Raw genomic sequence first — 20,667 nt, forward strand, 5'->3', positions numbered from 1 at the left:
AAGGACAAGGGAAATCGTTACAATGCGCGCCAATTGTTAACTGGCCTTCGGATACCACGAACCTGATGATCAATCCATTTCGCTTAGGACTTATTATTAATCCGCTGGCCGGCCTTGGTGGCAGCGTTGCCTTAAAAGGCAGTGATGGCATGGCCGCAGAGGCGCTGGCACGAGGTGCGGTGCCTTTGGCAGGGCGGCGTACCGAGGTAGCATTGCAACAGCTGCTGACAGCAACAAAACCGTTCAAAGTGATCACGGCGGCCGGTGACATGGGAGCAGACTTGTGTCAGCAATTGGGTCTGGAATACCAGGTGTGTTATGCACCTGAGCGGTATCCGACGGAGGCTGCAGATACAGAACAGGCAGCGCTGGCGATAGCGGCACAAGGCGTTGACCTGTTGCTGTTTGCCGGCGGTGATGGCACCGCCCGCAATGTGTGTAACGTGCTGGCGGATAGTACCACCGTTTTAGGTGTTCCTGCTGGCTGTAAAATTCACTCCGGCGTGTATGCTATTTCACCGCAAGCTGCCGGCAAACTGGTGCAACGACTGATTAGCGGTGAGCTGGTTACCCTTGCTGAAGCACCAGTAATGGACATTGATGAAAGCGCATTTCGGGATGGCGTGGTAAAAGCCCGCCGCTATGGCGAAATGCGTATCCCGGCAGAGCTGCGCTATGTGCAGAGCGTTAAGTCTGCCGGTAAAGAATCGGAAGAGCTGGTGCTGGACGATCTGGCAGCCTACGTCGCCAGCATAATGGAAGACAATATCCGGTATGTAATGGGTTCAGGCAGCACCGTGGCCGCAGTTATGGCCGAGCTCGGTTTGCCAAATACCTTGCTGGGGGTGGATGTCGTGGAGAACGGCCAGCTTATCGCCAGTGATGTTACAGCAACAGAATTGCTGGAGCTGGTGGCAGAGCACCCGACTAAGTTAGTGATTACGCTGATAGGTGGCCAAGGCCACATTTTTGGTCGTGGCAATCAGCAGCTCTCACCAGATGTTATTAAAGCGATTGGCCGCGAGAATATTATTCTGCTGGCCACTAAAACAAAACTGCAACAATTGAATGGCCGGCCCCTACTGAGTGACACAGGTGATCAGATATTAGATAAAGCCTTACACGGTTTGCTTAATGTGCTGACCGGTTATAACGACTACGTAATTTACCGTTTAGGGTATCAGGACGAGGAGTAGTATGAATCAAATAGTGAAACCAGAGCAGTATATTGATACCGTTGCCAATTTTTTTGATGGCTTGACTCCACAGGCTACCGACGACCAGTTATTCGCTGCTGGTTATTTACGGGGCCATTTCGATTTAGCCGTGGGTAGCCTGGAAGTGGAAGCAGAGCCCTTTGATAAGCCAAAATTATGTTTATGGGTAGAGCAAAGCCTGGCAAAAGCGATTGCCGGCGGGGAACTGGCCAGTGACGATCAGGCACATGTTGAGCAACTATGGCAGCAGGTACAGGCTTTATAAGCGTCGGTGGCGAGACATTTGTTGCATACTAGGTTAGTATGTTGGCCGAATTTAATTGCTGCCTGACAACTTATTTCTGTCGGCAGCCCAGCAAAAGTGGAATTTATGTCTGATAAATATGCAACGCTAGAACAACACGCCAGCTATGGTATTGGTTTACAAATGGGCCAGCAATTAGCTGACAATCCGTTTGATGGTTTAGATATTACTGCAGTGGCTGCCGGTTTAGCGGCAGCATACAACGAGCAGGAACCTGAAGTCAGCGAAGATCAAATCCGTGCAGCATTTGGTGTGATCAGCGAGCGGATGCAGGCAGCAGAGCAGGAAAAAGCCAAGGCATTGGCCGAAGCCGGTGAAATGTTCCTGACAGAAAACGCCAAGCGTGCTGAAGTAACCGTTACCGCTTCTGGTCTGCAATATGAAGTACTGGTCGCCGCTGAAGGTGAAAAACCAACGACTGCCTCAACTGTGCGTACACATTACCACGGTACCCTGATTGACGGCACGGTGTTTGACAGCTCTTATCAGCGTGGCGAGCCGGCTGAGTTTCCGGTTTCTGGTGTAATTGCCGGCTGGACTGAAGCGCTGCAATTAATGGCTGTAGGCTCAAAGCTGCGCTTATATGTGCCGCAAGACCTGGCCTACGGTGAGCGTGGCGCTGGTAATGCCATTGCCCCTTACAGCACGCTTGTGTTCGATGTCGAGTTGCTGGAAATTATGTAATCGCTGCTGCGATAACAGATCCTAAGAAAAAGCCCCGCATGTCGCGGGGCTTTTTTTAGATAAAATATTAAACAGCTAGCGGTATGGGTTATTGGAAATGCGACCAAACTGGCCAATTAACACTAGCACTGCGGTCAGTGAGTAAGCCGCCAGTATCACCATACTCCAGTACGCCATGCTCAGGCTTAAAAACTGCCAGTCAACTGAGCCACAACTACCGGTTACTTCAAATACGCTCGGCAGCCATTTATCCAGCGCTAACCAGCTGGGAAATTCAGCAAATAATGCACAACTGCTAAATCCACCGGCTGCGATAGTTTGCTCAATATTAACTAATGCCAGTGCGTGATAAACACCTATAACAGCACTTGTTATCCATAACAGGATGGCGAGCAGGCGCACGACGCTTTGGCGCGGTGCCAGCATTCCCAGTAAGGCAGCAACCAGAATACCGGCAAAGGCCGCTCTGATATAAATACATTTTATGCAAGGCTGCAAATTAAGGACATATTGAAAATATAAGCCGCTGGCAAGTAACGCCAGAGTGCTTAGTAACAACAAAAACCAGGACAAGCGATGGCGCGATATTTTTTTTATTGTAGCCAGCATAATTTTTCCTAATCGTTTTACAATCAACTAATTGGCTAATTTAAGGGATTTGTCTGCATTACACAATTGTTGTGTTGGATCACCGTGGCTATTTTTAAGCGCCGACTTGTTAACTGGCAGCGCTCTGGTACAATCAGTCAACTTATATAATGACCCTGACGGATTTTCTGGCATGACCAATCTGATTAAAGCGCAAAGCCCTGCCGGTTTTGCTGAAGAATATATCGTGGATTCGATCTGGAATGGTAAGTTTGCGCCCGGATCAATTTTACCGGCAGAGCGTGAACTGTCTGAATTGATTGGCGTTACCCGGACTACTCTTCGTGAAGTGCTGCAGCGTTTGGCACGCGACGGCTGGCTGACCATTCAGCACGGTAAACCGACTAAAGTGAATAATTACTGGGAAACTTCAGGGCTTAATATCCTTGAAACCCTTGCCAGATTAGATGAAGATCAGATGCCAAAGCTGGTAGATGATTTATTGTCAGCCCGCACCAATATTAGTGCAATTTATATTCGTGGGGCGATTAAAACCCATCAACAGGAAGTGATTGCGGCCTTTACCGGCGCTGAGTTGTTAGATGATACGGCGGCTGCTTTTGCCGAATTTGATTACAATTTAAATCACGAACTAGCGCTACATTCTTCTAACCGGATATACGTACTTATCTTAAATGGTTTCCGTGGGCTCTATAACAAAATAGCCCGCTTTTACTTTTCTCATCCGGCGGCCCGTGAGTTGGCTCGTAAGTTTTATGCACAATTAAAACAGTACGCTGAAGCTGGCAAGCACGATGAAGTAGTGATGGCGGTCAGAAAGTATGGGATTGAAAGCGGTAAAATCTGGCAGGAATTGCGGCCAGATATTCCGAAAGACCTTATTGAGTAAGGTTAGGGCTGCCAGAGGCAGCCCTTTTTTATACCTGAAATTAACGAAAGCAGCTGCCTGCTTTACTTGTTGTTTCAGGTCCAGCCATTTATCATGCTAAGTTATAAGATATTTCTTTTAGCTATAAGCGGCAGTGCCGCGCGGAATAGGCCTGAGGATGACGACGAAACATATAAGCCCACGAACCCGACCTGCCGAAATTTATTTGGATAATAATGCAACTACGCCTGTTTTGCCCTCAGCAGCATTGGCGGCTATGCAGTGCATGCAACAACAGTTTGGCAACCCCAGCAGCAGCCATACTACGGGCATTAAGGCAAAAGCGACCCTAGAACAGGCCAGAAATCTGGCCCGCACGGTTACGGGGGCGGGTAACGGTCGAATTGTATTCACTTCAGGCGCCACTGAAGGTATTCAAAGTGCGGTGGTATCGGCATTACTGGCGTTGCGCGCTAAGGGCACAAGCGGAACTGAGACCTTGCTGCTGTATGGTGCCACAGAACACAAAGCGGTACCTGAAAGTTTAAAGCACTGGAATGAGGTGTTGCAACTGGGTGCTACAGTAACCGCTATTCCGGTCGATCAGAACGGCCAGCTCGATGCCCATTTTATTGCTAAGCACGCTGCTGCTGCTGGCCTTATTTGTACAATGGCAGCGAACAATGAAACGGGTATAAGCCAACAATTAAAAGAGCTTGAGCATTGTATCCGCGCGGCAAATCCTGACGTTTTCTGGCTGGTTGACTGCGTTCAGGCGCTGGGCAAAATGCCGCTTAATCTGGAGAGCACCACCATTGACTATGCGCCGTTTAGTGGTCACAAACTTTATGCCCCCAAAGGAGTCGGCTTTTTATATGTAAGAGCCAGTGCGCCTTATCAGCCGTTTATTGCTGGTGGTGGTCAGGAAGGAGGCTTGCGCTCTGGTACTGAAAATTTACCGGGGATTGCAGCACTTGGCGCCGTACTTGCTGAGCTGCAGCAAACCGATGGTAAGGTATTTCAGAGTGAACAAACGCTGTGGAAGTACCGGGATGATCTACTTAATGCGCTTTTAACTGTTTTTCCAGCGCTGACGCTAAATAGCGAGCGGCCCTATATTGTTCCGACGACTATAAACTTTTCTGTGCCCGGTTTTTACAGTAAGGATATTATGGATTTATTTGATGCGGCGGGCATTCGGATAAGTAGTGGCTCCGCATGCAGTTCAAAAGTCCCCAGCAGCTTTGTATTGGATGCCATGGGCTTGGCGGCATGGCGCAGTCAGGGCGCCATCCGGTTGTCTTTCGGACCGGCGATGACAGCCATTGAATGCGCTGACGCTTGCAAAGCGATCAGAGCATTAAAAGAGGTGGTTAATAAGCATTGCCTGGTGGTCACGGATGCCACGCCAACCCTGGAGATCCACGCCAATGGCCTGCTTCAGTTAAAGCATGAAGACAGCTGCAGCTACTTGCTGATTGATAACCAGACTAAGCAAGCGGTGGTCATTGATCCGGTGCCAGCCCTGGTAAACAGGATGATCAATATTGTACAAGGCCGCCACCTGCAGTTATTGGCTATTTTAGAAACACATCACCACTCGCAACACGATTCCCAAAACAATTCCCAACACAATTCCCAAAACAATATGCAGCAAGAGCTACAAATAGATCGACCACAACAAAGTGCCGCCTTATTGCTGCGTCAGGCATTACATTTTTATCAGGACAACTGCGACGATTCAGGATGGCCTGAGGGGGCAGGGTCTATCGAGCTTGCTGACTATTCGCTAACCCGGCTGGCGACCCCTGGTCACTGTGCCAGCGCTATCAGTATTGTTTTGCAGCATCGCCAACGGGTCGTCGCGGTATTTGTTGGCGATTTAATTTTACCCGGCGGGATAGGTCGTACCGATTTAGCCGGAGGTAATGCCAGCGAATTGCAACAGAGTATTCAGTCATTAGCGGCAAAGGTCGCCCCGGATACTTTACTGTTATCCAGTCATGACTATGCCCAGCGATTTGCCACAACATTACGTCTTGCTAAACAGGAAAGTGCATTATTCAGCAAGTTACTGGCTGGCCAGCCTGCTGAGCAATGGCAGCAACAATTAAATGCCCAAACCGCTAAGTTGCAGCAAGCCAGTCATTATTATTGTGGATTGGTGGAAGTTACGGTCACCGATGCCAGTCGGATGTTAAACAAAGCCGATCTGGCAGAAGTATTGAGGCAGCAACCCGAACTGCAGGTAGTTGACGTGCGAGAGCCCCACGAACAAAGCGCCGGGCCGCTGCAGCAGCATTTACCCGCAATAAATAAGGTGTTAGCGGTGCCATTATCTAAGTTATGTGATGCGCTTATCAGCAGGCAGCTGGAACCCTCAAGGCCATTATTACTGGTGTGTCGTAGTGGCAATCGCAGTTTGCTGGCTTGCAAGGTATTACGTCGTTTTGGTTTTGACACCGTGTATAATCTAAATGGCGGTATGGCGCTATTGGTATAGTGTTGATCGGATAGGCAAAAAAAAGCGCCGTTTGCACGGCGCCAAGCTTGCTCCACCAAGCTAAGACTTCCTGTTTAGTAAAAAAACTGCTGTAACGGATTTAGTAAACGTGTCAGGCCTTTATTAAACTTCAACGGTGCACTGAGAACTGACAAACATAAACAATCCTCGTCGGCAAGAGTCCGCGGTGTATGGGTATCATCAGGTGAATTGATCAATAAATCACCAACGCCATATTCGCCATTCTCATCGACTATTCTGCCTGCCAACACTAAAGTCATCTCCAGGCCAAGGTGCGTATGATTAGGCACTTCAGTCCCTTTATCGATGTAAAGCAAAGACACATGCTGCTTGTCCGCAGTAGGTAATTTTGCAGTGGCAATGCCACCCAGATGCAACCACTTGTTCTGGTTTTCCGCCAACCTGACCAATGCCCTTGGGATCTGAAATGTTCTGCCGTTAACCGTTATGTTTGCCACTTTCGCAGCGGTGTTATCCTGAGTCGGAACGTTCGCCGCCAAAATTGGCTGACTAGTAATGAAATCAAGCATCTGATTCCACTCTTGCTCGTCATCTCGACTCGCTACCTGCTGTTCGGTCAGCACACAAGCTTGATCATTGGTGATATCCCGGCTTAATTGCTGGCAATGTGGGCATAAATCGATATGCGCTGATACTGCCAGGGCGACGTCAGCAGACAACGACCCTTCAACATATTGTTCCAGCAACATTAATCCCGGATGAAATTTAACTGCGTGTGTCATCTAATGCCCCTCTCAATCTATCCAGTGCCAACCTGATCCGCGATTTCACTGTACCCAACGGTATTGCCAGTTCATCAGATACTTCCTGATGAGATTTCTCTTCTAAATATACTTTTTGCATTACCATGCGCTGTGCAGGCGGTAACGCATCAAAATGGGGAGCCAGCTTTTCACTCATTAGCATGGTGTCCCAGCTGTCACTGCTATTGCCTTCCTGCTCCGGGTAATCACCATCAAACCACAAATCGTCAGCGCTTATATCATCTTTCCTGCTTTGTTTCTTACGCAACATATCAAACCGGACATTACGGGCGATAGTAAAAATCCAGGTTGAAGCACAGCCTCGACTTGCATCAAATAACCGCGCCTTGCGCCACACGTTTAGCATGGCATCTTGCACCATCTCCATGGCTTGTTGCTCATTACCAAACATCTTAATTCCGAACGCTCGCAATCTCGGGGCGAAGTATCTGAACAACTCAGCATAGGCTGCTTTGTCCTGATTTAACGCTACCAATGTAAGGGCGTCTTCCCATTGCCCGGTGCGTGTCTCGCTTTCACTATTAATGGTCATCCGCTGGCTTATTCGCTTCTGCTTCGATAAAGCATCATGATGCCCTTTTAGCTCGGTAGTTTCCAACATATTTGTGTATCCCGGCTTTAATTTGTTTTTCGAATTTGCAAGTTATACGCCCCTTAATTACCGCTGGTTTAAAACTTATTTAGCCATTAAATAGAAAGGAATGCCCACTTTAATGCGATTAACATTCTATAAATATGGTGTATTGTAGATAGATATCTCGAGAGGAGACAATTATGAAAGAAGTTCTGGTAATAAACAGCTCGATCAGCGGAGACAACGGTAATTCGACAAAGTTAAGCAAGGCTTTTATCGCCAAGCTTGGTAATGATATCAACCTAACCGAAATTGATTTAAACGCCGCGCCACTGCCTCATCTGATAATGACAGAATTAGCGGCATGGATGACCCCCGTGTCCGAGCGCACTGCAGAGCAACAGCAACTTGCCAGCTATTCAGACCAGTTGATCGAACAGGTGCAAGCTGCTGACGTTATCGTATTAGGTGTGCCAATGTATAATTTCGGCATCCCTTCTCAGCTAAAATCATTGTTAGACCGTTTAGCACGGGCAGGGGTTACCTTTAAATACACCGAGAATGGCCCGGTAGGTTTGTTGGCTGACAAGCCCGTTATTATTTTGGCAACACGCGGAGGCCTGTATCAGGGAACTCCAGCAGACAGCCAAACACCATTTCTTACCAGCTTCTTCAATTTTATCGGTTTGAGCCAACTTCATTTCGTCTATGCTGAAGGCTTAAATATGGGCGAAGAGGCGGCTGACAAAGCACTCGCTGCAGCGAAGCAGCAGCTGAGCAAGCTTAGCGAGAAAGTGGCGGCGTAATCCGAAACTGCGAAGTGCTAAGGAGCAACGGCCGTTACACTCTGTGTCTCAAGAATAAAGCGCAACATCGTTGCGCTTTTTGGTTTATATGTAATGGTAACCTCTAATGTCTGAGGGAATGGAATACTGAGAATGTGAGTTGGGCTCAGATCTTTGCTATTCAGCCGCATCGGGTTGCGTTCCGTCTCAAGGCTTTGTATAAAAGGGCGTCGTTAATCAAGTACAAGACCTTAAATATGAAAATATTTCATCAAATGTTGCTTACCACCGTCACGGCAACGTTGTTGTTCAGCTGCAATATCGCATTAGCTAAAACAGAACCGCAAACCTGGCAGAACACAACAGTTGCGGTTACGCCGGTTTACCAGACTGATCCAACTATTAACCTTACGATCGAGCAGATCATGGCTGATCCTGACTGGCTTGGGCGTACCCCAGAAAACCCATTTTGGGGAGCGGATGGCAGCCATGTTTTTTATCAGCAGAAAAGGCCTGGCAGTGAAGTGCGTGACTGGTTCAAGCGCCCGCTAAATGCTAATGACAATGGTGTAGCAGTGCCGCTGTCCCAGTTGCATCAGATGGGTAGTGCTAATGTGCAGTTCAGTGCAGATCGGCAGTGGCAGACCTGGGTATTTGAAGGAAATATTTTTGTTCGTAACGCTCAGGGCGAGATAATCCAGATTACCCGCAGCAATATTACACACAGCGATCCCCATTTTTTATCAGATAACCGCCTGGTTTATCGACAGGGCTGGACTTATTTTAGTACCGATTTAGCTACAGGTTTAAGCAGCGAGCTTATCAGCCTTAAAACAGAAGAAAAACCTAAAGCGCCTGCTGCACCCAGTGGTTACCTGGCACAGGAGCAGCAAAAATTGATTGGGTTTGTGGCAAAATCCCAACGCGACAAAAGGGAACAGCACCAGGCTGAAACGGCCCTTCGCGCTGCAAATCCGTCTTTAGCACCGGTTGCTGCCTATTTTGGTAAGGATCAGCAAATTGTTGATGCCAGCATATCGCCCAAAGCAGATTATTTACTGGTTGCGGTACGCAAAGCTAAGCCACGCAATGAAAAAGATATTATGCCCAACTATATTACCGAAACCGGTGATATTGCTGCAGAACCTGTCAGATGGCGGGTGAATGACTTTAAACCCGAACCGCAACGTTTAATTCTGGTGTCCTTGACCGATGGTAGTCAGTACCCGCTTAGCTATACCAGTTTACCGGGTTACAATGAAGATGTACTGGCCGAAGTTAAAGCGGAAAACGCCAAAGCAAAGGGCGAAAAGTATAAAAGTGACAAGATTATTCGTGATATTGGCCTGATGACCGACTGGTACTGGAGCCAAAGTGCCATGCGTTGGCACAGTAGCGGTGAACAGGTCGCGATCATGCTCAAAGCGTTCGATAATAAAGATCGCTGGATTGCTACAATTGATTTTGAAAAGAAAGCATTAGTGCCGCAACATCGTTTGCACGATACTGCCTGGGTTAACTACGCTTTTAATGACTTTGGCTGGTTTAACAACAGCAATACCCTGTATTTTCTGTCTGAAGAAAGCGGCTACTCGCATCTTTACAGCAAAGCACTATCTGGCCGTAAAGCGGAAAAGTTAACCCGTGGTACGTTTGAAGTCAGTGATCCCACATTAACCGTCGATGATAACTACCTGTACTTTAAAGCGAACGTATCGCACCCTGGGGTATATGAGGTTTATCGGTTAAATTTGACCACAAAAGACACTGAGCAGCTGACGAGCCTGGGTGGTATGACCGATTTTACTTTGTCTGCCGATGAGCAAAAACTGTTATTAACTCATTCAACCAATCTGATGCCAGAAGACTTATATCTGATGGCGGCTTCGCCAAACGCTGAAGTTGTCAGGTTGACGGATACGGTTTCTGCCGAATTTAAGCAATTACCACTGGTCGCGCCGCAGATAGTTGCCGTGCCATCATCGCATACCAAGCAACCGGTTTTCAGTAAAGTGTATTATCCGGCCGATTATCAGCAAGGCGAGCCTCGCCGTGCCGTTATTTTTAATCATGGTGCCGGTTATCTGCAAAACAGTGATTTAGGCTGGTCTGGCTACTTCCGCGAGTTTTTATTTCATAACTTACTGGCGCAGCAAGGTTATGTGGTAATGGATATGGATTACCGGGCGTCCAAAGGTTATGGTCGTGACTGGCGTACCGCCATCTACCGGCAAATGGGCACCCCGGAAATAGAAGATTTAGCCGATGGCGTAAACTGGCTGGTAGAAAATGCTAACGTCGATCGCAAGCGTATTGGCACTTATGGCGGTTCTTACGGCGGCTTTATGACCTTTATGGCGTTGTTTAAGCAGCCGGAATTATTTCAGGCCGGTGCGGCACTGCGTCCAGTGAGTGACTGGGCTTATTATAACCATCCCTATACTTCGAATATTCTGAATACTCCTGACATAGATCCGATTGCCTATGAGCGCAGCTCGCCGATTTATTTTAGTCAGGGTTTGCAGAAACCGTTGCTGATCAATGCCCCAATGGTCGATGACAATGTGTTCTTTCAGGATGTGGTGCGCCTGGTGCAGCGTTTAATTGAGCAGGAAAAGCAGGATTTCGAAACGGCGATTTATCCGGTAGAGCCACACGGCTTCCGGCAGCCCAGCAGCTGGCTGGACGAATATCGGCGCATTTATAAGTTATTTGAAGAGAACTTGTAACGGTGTAAGGATACGGTCGCAATACCCGCTCTGGCTCGACGCAGCAACTATGCCGGTCTTTCCTGCCCAGCACCTGCGGCCAGCTAAAGCTGTTCAAATTCGCTCCTGACGAATTTGTCGCCCTGTTGCCTTCGGCACGGCTCAGACACTCTGCGTCGACCAGATCGGGTTTCCGACCTCCTTTTGAACTATATCGTTTAGCAAAAACGTCTCATTAGAGACGTTTTTTTATGTCACATTGCTGGTTAAAACACGGCTAGGGCTTTTTCAATAAATCCCGGATTTCAACCAGCAATTTAACGTCTTCCGGTATTTTGGCCACTTCTACTGGCTTGGCTTCTTCTTTTGCCTTCATCGAATTCATCGCTCTGACACCGACAAATACCGCCAAAGCTATAATGATAAAATCAATAATGCTTTGGATAAACATGCCATATTTAATCAGTACTTCGGCCTGAGTCTCTGTTGCCTGTTGGATCACCACCGCTAAATCGCGAAAGTTAACCCCACCCAGCAATACGCCAATAGGCGGCATAATAACGTCGTTAACAAATGACGACACAATTTTGCCAAAAGCGGCACCAATAATTATCCCCACTGCCATGTCAACAACATTGCCGCGCATAGCAAAGCTTTTAAACTCACTAAGCATACTCATAGTAGATCCTATTTTATTGTTATTTCTGTTTTATGATTGATGTGACTTACATTGCATTACCTGACCTTGCCTGGAAATGTGCAGGTACGATGCAAAGTATAATCACTATAGCCAGACGGGTTGAATTTACCAGTGTGCTTATCTTACTTAGCGCAGAAATTACTTTGCTTAGAAAGTTTCAGCGGGCCAGTTCAGGCTGCCATTGGCGTTAACAAAGTCTGTGTCGGCAGTAAATTCAAGCGCTTGGCCAGAGTAGGGGTGTTGCAGTTGTAAGCTGGCGGCATGAAGCAGCAAACGTGGCGCGGCAGCTACTATCGCAGCAGGTGCATAAAAAGCGTCACCGAGGATAGGATGCCCCAGCGCCAGCATGTGCACCCGTAACTGATGGGAGCGGCCGGTTATCGGGCGAAGTTCAAGCAGCGCTGAGCTGGCATATTGCTGCAATAGCCGGTAGTGGGTTAATGCCGCCTTACCTTGCTGCTCGCACACTTTTTGACGCGGTGCCTGATCTGTATCAACGGCTAAGGGTAAATCGATACTGCCGCTTTCGGTTTTTAACTGACCAGCAACGACTGCCAGATAGCGCTTTTTAACTTCACGTGCGGCAAACTGGCGTTTTAGCTCGCGTTCAGCTTTGCGTCGCAGCGCCATTACCACCACGCCAGAGGTGCTTAAATCAAGCCGATGCACCAGCTGCGCTAATTCAAATTGCGCTTTTACCCGGCTAAATAAGCAATCCGCTAACTCAGCTCCGCGGCCTGGATTCGTTAATAAGCCGCTGGGCTTATTTAACACAATAAGGTCTTTATCCTGATATAAAATATCAAGCCAGGGAGTTTGCGGCGGTTGATAACGGAAATTGTCTGTCATAACTTACTAATACGAAAAACACGGCCTGCAGCATAGCGGATTTTGCGCTGCAGACAAACTGCAGATCAGGCATAATGGTCACTAATCGAATTATTTAATAGCAAAGCACAGGCAGTGAGTCCAACCTTATAATGACTGATTTATCTCATTTAGCAGTTTTACAAGCGACTGATAAACCATTCACGGTGTTATATCAGGATGAGCATCTGCTGGTTGTCAGTAAACCTGCTAAATTGCTAACGGTACCAGGACGGCACCCGGCAAATAAAGATTGCTTAATTAACCGGGTGCAATGTGAATGGCCAAGCGCTACCGTCGTGCACCGGCTGGATTATGACACCTCTGGTATAGTATTGTTACCGTTAACTAAACGGGCATTATCTGAGCTGAGTAAACAATTTCAGGCCCGAAGCATTACTAAGCAGTATCACGCCATTGTGACAGGTTTGGTTAAGCAGGATCAGGGTGAGATTACTTTACCGATTGCTGCTGATGATGCTAACCGGCCACTGTATAAAATTTGTCAGGCTAGCGGCAAACCGTCGTTAACTTATTTTAAGGTGCTAAGCCGGGATAAGGCGACAAACCAGAGCCGATTATTATTGACGCCAGTAACCGGCCGCTCTCATCAACTGCGACTACATTTGCAAGCTATCGGTCATGCCATACTGGGCGACACGCTGTATGGTGAGGCTCAAATTATTGCTCAAGCTGACCGTTTGCTATTGCATGCAGCTAACATTAGTTTTAAGCATCCCACAACAGGTGCACAGCTTAGCCTGGATAACCCAGCAGAATTTTAACGATAAAGAGGAATTATCATGGAAGCTAATCATGTAGAAATACGCCATTTAACCAGTGAAGATATGGCAGAGCTACGCGCAGCATCAGAGCAGGTATATGAGGCGGGCCCACTGCTTACCTGGACTAAAGAGCGGGTTGATACATTACTGACCAAATTCCCTGAAGGTCAGATTTGTGTTTGTGTTGATGGCAAAGTTGTTGGCTGTGCGTTTTCACTCATTATTGATTACCGCAAATTCAGTGATGACCATACCTACGAGCAAATTGTTTCTGGTTTTTCTTTTGATAATCATGACCATAACGGCGATGTGCTTTATGGGATAGAGGTGTTTATTCACCCTGATTATCGCGGTCTGCGCCTGGCCAGACGGCTTTATGACGTGCGCAAAGAGATCTGCGAGAACCTGAATTTACGGGCTATTATGGCCGGTGGCAGAATGCCGAACTATGAGCAGCATGCCAAAACACTCAGCGCAAAACAGTTTATTGAGAAAGTAAAAAGTAAAGAGCTGTATGATCCGGTATTAAGCTTTCAGCTGGCCAATGGCTTTCATGTCCGCAAGTTGCTAAAGGGCTATATTCCGGGAGATACCCAGTCACAGGAATATGCCACGTTGCTGGAGTGGGCCAATATTTATTACACCAAATCAGTGAAATTAATCAATGCGCCCAAATCAGAAGTGCGGCTTGGTCTGGTGCAGTGGCAAATGCGCAATATGAAAGACATAAACCAGCTGTTCGAACAGATGGAGTTTTTTGTTGATGCCGTATCCGACTATAAAAGCGATTTTATTTTGTTCCCTGAACTGTTTGCCGCCCCGTTGATGGAGCATTACAACCATTTAAGTGTGACGCAAAGTATTCGCGAGCTGGCAAAGTACACCGACACTATTCGCGAAAAATTCGTCGAGTTTGCCATTGCTTATAACATCAATATTATTACCGGCAGTATGCCATGTATTTATGATGGTAAACTGCATAACAGCGGATTTTTATGTCGCAGGGATGGCAGCTGGGAGCAATACGATAAAGTACATGTCACCCCGGCAGAAAAACGTAACTGGGCCATGCACGGTGGCAACAGGGTGAGGGTGTTCGATACCGACTGCGGCAAAATCGGCATTATGATTTGCTATGATGTTGAATTTCCGGAATATGCTCGTTTATTATCCGAGCAGGGCATGAATATTTTATTTGTGCCTTTTTTAACGGATACGCAGAATGGTTATACCCGGGTACGGCACTGTGCCATGGCCCGTGCGATTGAAAATGAATGTTATGTGGCCATAGCCGGTGCAGTAGGAAACCTGGCTCGAGTAAATAACATGGACATTCAGTATGCTCAGTCTGCGCTGTTTACCCCGTCAGATTTTGCCTTCCCAACCACTGGGATTAAGGCAGAGGCTACACCTAACTCAGAAATGCTGCTCATTGTCGATGTTGACTTGGACGCGCTAAAAGAGCTGCATAGTCACGGCAGTGTCAACACCATGAAAGACCGCCGGCATGACGTATATCAGTTGTCGCTGGTAAATCCGCCTGAGGGTAAAAAGTAACAGGTTACAGTACAAAATATATTTGTTGGGGTAGCTTGTTTCGGCTGTGACAAAGCCTCATGATAGTGCCATCAGGACCACGTTAGTGTCTTGTGGCTGTTATGAGGTTTTATGCGTTGGCTCAGTAGTGTCATCATACTGGTTTACTTAAGTCTGCTGTGTTCGCCACAAGCTCTGGCTGTGCAACAAAGCCGCATAGCTCCTCTGGTTGAAACACAATTGCAGGGCCTTACCCCTGCTATCCAATCCGCATTTCAGCAGCAATACCTAGTGTCTGAAGACACTGATAGCGATGAGCCCTTCGTCGCATTAACCACAAACCATCATGTTAACCTAACTGCAGCAGCTGCAGGCTTAATTTATGGCCGGTATTGGTCAGTTGCTGCGACAGAGTCTGTCGCTCACTCTGCCCGCGCACCCCCCGTTTTTATCTCACTGTAAAACTCAAACCGCATCACCTTGTTTTAATTTTTTGCCAATGGTGCTGCCCATTTTATGACCGCTATAGCCATGCTGTAGTGGTGCTGAGTATGTGAAGGACACTTTGTATGTTGAACAAAAACCCTGCCTGGCGTTATGTGGTGGTGATTACCATGCTGCTATTAACCCTGGTGTATGCATTACCTAATTTATATCCGGAAGATCCGGCACTAAACATCAGCGCCAGAGGCGGTGGTGTGATTTCAGAGCAAACCCGATTACAACTGGAACAAGAGTTTGTTAGCGCTGGTAATGCCGCCGCCTCAGTTCAGTTACAGGATGGAAAAATTATTGCGCGTTTTTCCAGCGCCGAGCAACAGCTGCAAGCATTTGATCAGGCGAAAAGCCTGTTAGGTCGTAATTATACGGCTGCGCTGAGCTTAATGCCGGCAACACCAGCCTGGCTGTCAGTAATTGGTGCAACACCCATGAAGTTGGGTCTCGACCTTCGCGGTGGGGTGCATTTTTTACTGGCTGTAGATATGCAAGCAGCTTTAGATAAACACCTTAATGATTTAGTGAGCCAGTTCCGTAACGATTTACGCCAGGCAGATATTCGTTATCAGAGCGTTAAAGCTAACCTGGATCAAGGGCAGATTGCCATCGTTTTCCGGCAAGCTGCAGATGTTAAACAGGCAGCAAGTCTGTTAAGCAAACAAGATAGTCAGCTGTTAATTAACCAGGACAATGACAGCCTCAGTTTGCTCATTTCAATAAGTGAGGAGCGTCAACGCGACATTCGTAACTATGCGCTGGAACAGAACATTACCATTATGCGCAACCGGGTAAATGAGATTGGCGTGGCTGAACCCGTGGTCCAGCGCCAGGGCGCAGATCGGATCGTGGTGCAATTACCCGGCGTACAGGATACCGCACAGGCCAAAGAAATACTTAGCGCCACCGCGACGCTGGAGTTTCGGCTGGTTGACACGGATAGCGATTTGGCCGCTGCAATGGCAGGTAGGTTGCCTGGTAATGCGGAGCTTTATCAAAGCAATGATGGCCGGCCGCTGCTGCTGGAAAAACGGGTATTGCTGACAGGTGACCATATCACCGACGCCATTTCCGGTTACGACGAGTACAGTCAGCCAAAGGTGACTATTAAACTGGATACTGCCGGCGGTAATTTAATGTCTGAAGCGTCAAAAAGTGCAGTGGGTCGTAGGATGGCCACGGTATTTATTGAATATAAGCCTGGCACAGAGCAAAGAGCCGATGGCACGCCGGTATTAGTAAAACAGCAGGAAGTGATTAACGACGCCACGATCCAGTCACGGCTTGGCCGCGATTTTGACATAACCGGGTTAAGCTCACCGGCACAAGCACAGCATCTAGCCAGTTTATTGCGGGCCGGTGCCTTGATTGCGCCAATCCAGGTGATTGAAGAGCGTACTATAGGCCCTAGTTTAGGTAAGGAAAATATTGAACTGGGCCTTGCCGCCATTCAATGGGGCATGGTGGCAGTACTTATTTTTATGCTGGTGTATTACAAAGCCTTTGGCTTGGTAGCCAATATCGCGCTAGCGGCAAATGTTATTGTTATGGTTGGTATTATGTCGATGATCCCAGGCGCGACATTAACGCTGCCTGGCATGGCGGGCATTGTGCTAACGGTGGGTATGGCGGTCGATGCCAATGTACTGATATTTGAGCGAATACGGGAAGAGCTGGCCGAGGGCAGATCAGTTCAGCAAGCTATTCATCTTGGCTACGACAGAGCGTTTGCCACCATCGCTGACTCTAATATCACCACCTTGCTGGTAGCGCTTATTTTGTTCGGTGTTGGTACCGGGCCGGTTAAAGGTTTCGCGATAACCCTGGCTATCGGCATTATCACTTCCATTTTTACTGCGGTGGTCGGCAGCCGGTTACTGGTTAATTTAATTTGGGGTGGCCGCCGTTTGCAGTCACTGCCGCTGTAAGGAGTACGCTATGCAACTATTTAATTTTAGCCAGCCACTTCATTTTATGCGGTTTAAATGGCCGGCGTTGCTGTTATCAATATTGTTAGTTATCGGATCTATTGGCTCTTTTGCCACGAAAGGCATTAACTGGGGCCTGGACTTTACCGGAGGTACAGTTATTGAAGTTGGCTTACATCAGTCTGCTGACTTAACGGCAATGCGCGACACCTTAAGTTCTGCAGGCTATCCGGATGCGGTTATTCAGTTGTTCGGCTCCAGTAAAGACGTGCTTATCCGTATTCCGCTTCGTCCGGACCTGGTGCAGGAAAAAGTTGGTGAGGCGGTACTGCAGGCGTTAAACGCGCAGCAGAGCACACCGGTTGAGCTGCGTCGGGTTGAATTTGTGGGGCCGAGTGTAGGTGAAGAGCTGAAGCAAGATGGTGGAATGGCCATGCTGGTGGCCCTTATTGGTATTCTGCTTTACGTTGCCTTGCGCTTTGAATGGCGGTTGTCAGTAGGTGCCGTTGTCTCTCTTGGGCATGATGTGATTCTGACACTGGGTTTGTTTTCAATCTTGCAGCTGGAGTTTGACCTGACGGTACTGGCGGCAATTCTAGCACTGATTGGCTACTCAATTAACGATACTATCGTGGTGTTTGACCGGCTGCGTGAAAGTTTTCGCAAGCTGCGCGAGGCGACTGTTGATGAAACGATTGACCATGCAATAACGTCAACTTTAAACCGTACCGTAATTACTTCTCTGACCACAGTGCTGGTGTTGTTGGTGCTGTTTTTCATGGGCGGCGCGTTAATTAATGGTTTTGCCACGGCCTTACTGTTTGGTATTGCCGTAGGTACATACTCCTCTGTGTATGTCGCCAGCGCCATCGCAGAAGTATTAGGCATCAGCCGCGAAGACATGTTGCCTGCACCGCCGGCAGAGGGAGAGGTTGAGCAAGTTTAGCGGTAAGTAACCAATAAAAAACGGCCTTAAGGCCGTTTTTTATTGGTTTAACCTGCCAGCCATTTAATGGCTGGTTGCTTTTTTCAATGCCCGCATTTCATCATGACATTCCTGCATCGTGGTTAACGACTGACGCAACGCGGTTACGAATTGCGGTGGCTGGTTTTCTGTTAACGCGGCTTTTAGCTCTTCCAGCGTTTTATCTTCCACTTCTTCCAGCTGGCTGATATAAGTGTGCTCTTTGTCCGATGACATAGCGCCTATCACTTTGGTGTACACTTTTCTGGCTTCAACGGTAAACGCCGAGCCATCTTCCCGCTTACCATCTTCGGCGATAGCAAAAGGCTGCAAGCGTTCTTTCACCAGACGCCTTGCGTTTAACATCCGGTCAAAAAAACTGGCAAGCTGGCGATCATCTACTTTCTCTTTGGCATCACCATAAAAATCGATACCACTGTTCAGTACCTGGATAATGTCATGTACATGTTTAATTTCTGGATTATTTAACTGTGCCATAAAATGCGCTCTCCATTTTAATTAAAAATTACAGCGGTGGTTAGTAATAACCAAAGGTTGCTACTAACACTTTGCTGCCAGGACAATGATACTGCTGCAGCATGCAAGCCAATCTGACATTTCACGTATTAAAGAACACGTGCAAATCAATAAGTCCATGATTATAATGGTATTAATTAATTTTTATTATGTTGTGCTTTATCATGATGTCGCCGGCTATTGATTGCTGGCCAGCGCATTTATTTCATGGTTTAGTTAAAAGGCCGGTAATTTTTACTAGAATAAATAGATGTTTTCAGGATCTGAGCGTTGGGTGTTTTCGCTGCTGGCTAACTATGCTAACGTCTGTAGGCGCTTGCATTAAAGTGAGGGAATTCTTGATGGCACACCATGTTGCTCCAAACGACAGCACTAAAGCTTGGGAAGGATCGACTGTCAATCATGATCTCATGGTATTTGCAGAGGATAACAACGAGCCAGCAGCTGACTATCAGTACTGGAGCGTGCTTATTGTTGACGACGATCCGGAAATTCATAAAGTAACGCAGCTGGCGCTGCGCGATTTTAATTTTCAAAACCACAAACTTAAATTTATCAGTGCTCACAGTGCCCGCGAAGCAAAGCCGATCCTCGACAGTAATCCTGATATTGCGCTGGTTTTGCTGGATGTGGTAATGGAAACCGACGACGCCGGTCTGACGCTGGTGCACTATATCCGCGATACTTTACAAAACCATTTAGTTCGAATTGTGCTGCGTACCGGCCAGGCGGGCCAGGCGCCTGAGCAAAAAGTCGTGCAAGACTACGATATCAATGATTACCGGGCAAAAACCGAGCTTACCGTGCAACGTTTAACCACCACAGTATTGTCGGCGCTGCGCGCTTATACGGCCATTGCTGATCTGGCGAAGCTGAATGATACTCTTGAAGCTAAGGTTCAGGCCAGAACCGCAGAGCTGGCAATCAGTAATCAGCAACTTCAGCATTCGTTGGCTGAGCTGGAGGCCGGCGAGCGGGCAGGAAAACAGGTACAGTTTAAAATGTTGCCGCCAGCAAGGTTTTGCTGTGGTGAGTATGAGTTTAGTCATGCGCTTTTTCCATCGGCTTACATGAGTGGTGATTTTGTCGACTATTTTAATGCCGACGAGCATCGGGTGGTGTTTTATATGGCCGATGTGTCCGGGCACGGCGTGGCTTCTGCTTTTGTTACGGTATATTTAAAGCGTTTTGTCAGCTCGTATTATGAGCGTTATCAGCGCGGCAATGCCGATACCTTGCTCGATCCGGCGGCCATGCTTAGCACCTTAAACAGTGAACTGCTGCGGGAAAACATTACCAAGTATATTGCGCTGTTTTATGCGGTACTGGACACCCAGAGCCACCAGCTTACTTATGCCAATGCCGGTGCCTATCCTTGGCCTTTGGTACAACAGCAGCAACAGGCCAGTTATCTGCCGCTGAAAAGTACACCGGCAGGCATGTTTGACTTTAGCCAGTATCAAAACCATCAGCTGACGTTAGCTGAACAAAGCAGTGTTATGCTGTGCTCGGATGGTTTATTAGATTTACTGCCCCAGCCGTCAACGGAATTAAAGTTGCAGTGTCTGTTGAAAAACAGCATTGCGCATTCTGACATTGCCGGATTATTGCAGGCACTGAATATTGATCCGACCCAACCATTACCCGATGATCTGACTATACTAAAGCTAAACAGGGGCGTTACTGATCTGCCGGCTAATTCGCTAAGCGAGTAACACATGAGTGAGTCTCAACAAATTTTATTTGCCAACGTTGATAACTGTTGTTATTTCAAACTATGTGGTGAGCTGCGTTATA

At 47.6% G+C, this 20,667-nt stretch carries 19 protein-coding genes; 13 read left to right on the top strand and 6 right to left on the bottom strand.

From position 1 onward, the window contains the following. The first annotated feature begins 65 nt into the window (after positions 1 to 65). From ABY802_RS05380 to ABY802_RS05390, 3 genes are all read left to right on the top strand, one after another. Positions 66 to 1,196 (top strand): ATP-NAD kinase family protein, encoded by a 1,131-nt coding sequence (locus tag ABY802_RS05380; RefSeq protein ID WP_372625987.1) that lies wholly within the window; start codon positions 66 to 68, stop codon positions 1,194 to 1,196. Position 1,197: 1 nt separating this feature from the next. Further along, positions 1,198 to 1,482 (top strand): YfcL family protein, encoded by a 285-nt coding sequence (locus ABY802_RS05385; RefSeq protein ID WP_372625988.1) that lies wholly within the window; start codon positions 1,198 to 1,200, stop codon positions 1,480 to 1,482. Between the two features lie 105 nt (positions 1,483 to 1,587). After that, positions 1,588 to 2,205 (top strand): FKBP-type peptidyl-prolyl cis-trans isomerase, encoded by a 618-nt coding sequence (locus ABY802_RS05390; RefSeq protein ID WP_372625989.1) that lies wholly within the window; start codon positions 1,588 to 1,590, stop codon positions 2,203 to 2,205. A 75-nt stretch (positions 2,206 to 2,280) separates the two neighbouring features. Here ABY802_RS05390 and dsbB read toward each other — a convergent pair whose 3' ends face one another. Next, entirely contained in the window at positions 2,281 to 2,814 is a 534-nt protein-coding gene (gene dsbB / locus ABY802_RS05395) for a disulfide bond formation protein DsbB (protein ID WP_372625990.1), read from the bottom strand. 172 nt (positions 2,815 to 2,986) lie between these two features. On the opposite strand from dsbB, the gene fadR reads away from it, so the two are divergent. Beyond that, complete coding sequence (fadR, locus tag ABY802_RS05400; RefSeq protein ID WP_372625991.1) at positions 2,987 to 3,703, top strand: fatty acid metabolism transcriptional regulator FadR; 717 nt, start codon at positions 2,987 to 2,989, stop codon at positions 3,701 to 3,703. A gap of 157 nt (positions 3,704 to 3,860) precedes the next feature. Then, a complete protein-coding gene (locus ABY802_RS05405) occupies positions 3,861 to 6,185 on the top strand; it encodes an aminotransferase class V-fold PLP-dependent enzyme (RefSeq protein ID WP_372625992.1) in 2,325 nt (774 codons plus the stop codon). Positions 6,186 to 6,259: 74 nt separating this feature from the next. On the opposite strand, the gene ABY802_RS05410 is transcribed toward ABY802_RS05405, so the two are convergent. Then, a complete protein-coding gene (locus ABY802_RS05410; protein WP_372625993.1) occupies positions 6,260 to 6,949 on the bottom strand; it encodes a ChrR family anti-sigma-E factor in 690 nt (229 codons plus the stop codon). Next, the gene (locus tag ABY802_RS05415) at positions 6,933 to 7,592 is read right to left on the bottom strand and encodes a sigma-70 family RNA polymerase sigma factor (protein WP_372625994.1); all 660 of its coding nucleotides are present in this window, start codon (positions 7,590 to 7,592) and stop codon (positions 6,933 to 6,935) included. The genes ABY802_RS05410 and ABY802_RS05415 overlap by 17 nt, the downstream gene beginning before the upstream one ends. A 173-nt stretch (positions 7,593 to 7,765) precedes the next feature. On the opposite strand from ABY802_RS05415, the gene ABY802_RS05420 reads away from it, so the two are divergent. Next, positions 7,766 to 8,371, top strand: coding sequence for an FMN-dependent NADH-azoreductase (locus ABY802_RS05420; RefSeq protein ID WP_372625995.1), 606 nt, complete (start codon positions 7,766 to 7,768; stop codon positions 8,369 to 8,371). Between the two features lie 236 nt (positions 8,372 to 8,607). Beyond that, positions 8,608 to 11,079, top strand: coding sequence for a prolyl oligopeptidase family serine peptidase (locus tag ABY802_RS05425; RefSeq protein WP_372625996.1), 2,472 nt, complete (start codon positions 8,608 to 8,610; stop codon positions 11,077 to 11,079). A gap of 256 nt (positions 11,080 to 11,335) precedes the next feature. Here ABY802_RS05425 and mscL read toward each other — a convergent pair whose 3' ends face one another. Both mscL and ABY802_RS05435 read right to left on the bottom strand, forming a co-directional pair. Beyond that, complete coding sequence (gene mscL / locus ABY802_RS05430) at positions 11,336 to 11,737, bottom strand: large-conductance mechanosensitive channel protein MscL (RefSeq protein ID WP_372625997.1); 402 nt, start codon at positions 11,735 to 11,737, stop codon at positions 11,336 to 11,338. A gap of 168 nt (positions 11,738 to 11,905) precedes the next feature. Next, positions 11,906 to 12,607, bottom strand: a complete 702-nt coding sequence (locus tag ABY802_RS05435) for an RluA family pseudouridine synthase (RefSeq protein WP_372625998.1) — start codon at positions 12,605 to 12,607, stop codon at positions 11,906 to 11,908. 131 nt (positions 12,608 to 12,738) lie between these two features. Between ABY802_RS05435 and ABY802_RS05440 the strand changes: the two genes are divergently transcribed. The 5 genes from ABY802_RS05440 (at position 12,739) to secF (ending at position 18,315) form a co-directional block, all read left to right on the top strand. Then, positions 12,739 to 13,410 carry an RluA family pseudouridine synthase gene (locus tag ABY802_RS05440; RefSeq protein ID WP_372625999.1) on the top strand — a complete coding sequence of 224 codons (672 nt, stop codon included), beginning with the start codon at positions 12,739 to 12,741 and terminating at the stop codon, positions 13,408 to 13,410. An 18-nt stretch (positions 13,411 to 13,428) separates the two neighbouring features. Beyond that, a complete protein-coding gene (locus ABY802_RS05445) occupies positions 13,429 to 14,967 on the top strand; it encodes a GNAT family N-acetyltransferase (protein WP_372626000.1) in 1,539 nt (512 codons plus the stop codon). A 111-nt stretch (positions 14,968 to 15,078) separates the two neighbouring features. Continuing rightward, positions 15,079 to 15,408, top strand: a complete 330-nt coding sequence (locus ABY802_RS05450) for a hypothetical protein (protein ID WP_372626001.1) — start codon at positions 15,079 to 15,081, stop codon at positions 15,406 to 15,408. A gap of 107 nt (positions 15,409 to 15,515) precedes the next feature. Beyond that, positions 15,516 to 17,369 carry a protein translocase subunit SecD gene (secD, locus tag ABY802_RS05455; protein WP_372626002.1) on the top strand — a complete coding sequence of 618 codons (1,854 nt, stop codon included), beginning with the start codon at positions 15,516 to 15,518 and terminating at the stop codon, positions 17,367 to 17,369. Between the two features lie 10 nt (positions 17,370 to 17,379). After that, positions 17,380 to 18,315 (top strand): protein translocase subunit SecF, encoded by a 936-nt coding sequence (gene secF, locus ABY802_RS05460; protein WP_372626003.1) that lies wholly within the window; start codon positions 17,380 to 17,382, stop codon positions 18,313 to 18,315. Between the two features lie 63 nt (positions 18,316 to 18,378). Here the strand turns inward: secF and ABY802_RS05465 are convergent, their stop codons facing one another. Next, the gene (locus ABY802_RS05465) at positions 18,379 to 18,831 is read right to left on the bottom strand and encodes a PA2169 family four-helix-bundle protein (protein ID WP_372626004.1); all 453 of its coding nucleotides are present in this window, start codon (positions 18,829 to 18,831) and stop codon (positions 18,379 to 18,381) included. A gap of 380 nt (positions 18,832 to 19,211) precedes the next feature. On the opposite strand from ABY802_RS05465, the gene ABY802_RS05470 reads away from it, so the two are divergent. Next, positions 19,212 to 20,585 (top strand): SpoIIE family protein phosphatase, encoded by a 1,374-nt coding sequence (locus tag ABY802_RS05470; RefSeq protein WP_372626006.1) that lies wholly within the window; start codon positions 19,212 to 19,214, stop codon positions 20,583 to 20,585. Positions 20,586 to 20,667: the final 82 nt, after the last annotated feature.

This window comes from Arsukibacterium sp., assembly GCF_041616895.1.
GTDB lineage: Bacteria > Pseudomonadota > Gammaproteobacteria > Enterobacterales > Alteromonadaceae > Alishewanella.